Origin of the sequence: Staphylococcus microti, assembly GCF_000934465.1 — a bacterium.
Lineage (GTDB): Bacteria > Bacillota > Bacilli > Staphylococcales > Staphylococcaceae > Staphylococcus > Staphylococcus microti.
This window is the reverse complement of record NZ_JXWY01000015.1, coordinates 1-1,790: the sequence shown is the minus strand read 5'-3', so window position 1 is coordinate 1,790 and position 1,790 is coordinate 1. Positions and strand designations below refer to the sequence as shown.

The window sequence follows — 1,790 nt, the reverse complement described above, 5'->3', positions numbered from 1 at the left end:
CCTTACTCTAAACACCCAAATATCACACACATCTGTACTATAATTAGGTTCTACGACTCTATCATATTCATCATGCATAAAACTCATTACAGAATCATCTGAAACGCCATACACAGTTGGCAAAGTTAAATTATTGCTACTCCAGTACTTACGCTTATTCTTACGTGCTGGCGTATTTAATAAGTCTTTTGTAATATACTTTGTTACATAACTACTTATTTTTGATTTAGAACGCATCATTTGCACATTCGAAAAACCATGCTCCCAATCAATACAATTATAAATCTTTTGCTTTTTATACGTTTTACCTGAATCAATTAAATTAGGTTCCAAATTGCCAGTTACCATATGCCAATGTATTAAACCACTCTTATGCCTTTCTGGGATAGCTATGTACATAAATGGCTTATCACTTTTCCTAGAATGTCTTTTACGCATTTTATCTAACCACTTCCGCATTTCAAAAAAGCGATATTCATCTTCAACTGATTCAATACATTTTTTTGGATCAAAAGTAAGAGTCCAAAACATATCAAAGTGATTATTTAAAACTAAGTCTTTAATCTTTGTTTTCACTTTAAACATATATCTTCTTTGATTATCTAAGCGTTCATCCTCACTCAAATAAGAAGAAGAGCCCAACGCTTTTTTTTGGTGGATAGAAACAGTAGGTTTTTGACGCTTATTTTTGTATTTTATGACAGTTAAACGCCCGTCGTTATAGGCTTTTACCTTGTATTTATAATCGTTAGTATAGTTATCAATGTGTCTGTTAAGTTGCCCGTATGTCAAGTAAGGAACGGGCAACCCACTCATCAAAAATTTTTGCAACTCTTCCATATTTTTTTCATCATCTTCAACAAACTTAATTTTGTTATTCAAGATAAAAACTCCTTTTCAATTTTTAATTGAAAAAGAGTTACACCACTTCCAAATTTATCAACTTGATTTTAAAAACTAGATACAGTAACATACAAGTTGATAAAGCGTTTCGTTACATCACAAACTTTGGTCGGGGAGTGCTGTAACTCTTTTTATTTAGTTTAGCTATAATATAGCACTAAGAGCGTGTACAGTCTAATCAGACTAGTGCACGCTCTTTTATTATTTATTCCAATTTCCTTTTGACTTGGAACCTTTGAGCTATATGTTTTTTAGTTGGTGTTAACTTGGTTTAATCCCAATTCAACCCCACCAACTTTTACAGACAAGCTGTAATAACATATAGCTCTGTTCCAAGCACAAAAGTTTTCTCGGCATAAAAGTAACTCTATTGTTTATTCTCATCTTGCTTTTGATGATTATATTCTTTCAAGTAAACTAATGAAAATATCAAAAGAAACAACGGAATAACAAAAACCCATAAATTTAAGTTCCATGTATATAGACAATATATAATACCAAAATCAGCTAAAACAAAAGCGGTAACAAAAACAAATAAAAAATTAAAAAACTTCATAAAAAACCTCCTCATTTAAGTTATAATTACAAAAAACACTAAAAATAAAAGAATACAGGAGAACAAAAAATGAAAAACAAATTGATACTATGTATTTTATTCGCTTGTTTACTTAGTTTTAATCTACTAAAAACACAGTCAGTTGCCAATGCAGAAACACAAGATAATTCTCAGTTAGCCACTTACGACCAAGATATAACAACAAATGATATTTCAATTACCGAAGAAAATGGAGACAAAATCTTCTTTGAAAGCGAAGAAGACAAACAAATGTACTTAAATGACCAAAACAACAATATACAACCAAGAGCTGTTGGACTATCACAAAAAG

3 protein-coding genes are annotated in these 1,790 nt (G+C 30.6%); 1 reads left to right on the top strand and 2 read right to left on the bottom strand.

The window, feature by feature from the left end; genetic code table 11:
* On the bottom strand, window positions 1–882 hold an 882-nt coding region (locus tag TP70_RS02655; RefSeq protein WP_211253722.1), incomplete at its 3' end, for a rolling circle replication-associated protein.
* A gap of 388 nt (window positions 883–1,270) precedes the next feature.
* Window positions 1,271–1,459: a hypothetical protein gene (locus TP70_RS02650; RefSeq protein WP_042740159.1), complete on the bottom strand. Its 189-nt coding sequence runs from the start codon at window positions 1,457–1,459 to the stop codon at window positions 1,271–1,273.
* A 69-nt stretch (window positions 1,460–1,528) separates the two neighbouring features.
* Between TP70_RS02650 and TP70_RS02645 the strand changes: the two genes are divergently transcribed.
* On the top strand, window positions 1,529–1,790 hold a 262-nt coding region (locus TP70_RS02645; RefSeq protein WP_044359128.1), incomplete at its 3' end, for a hypothetical protein.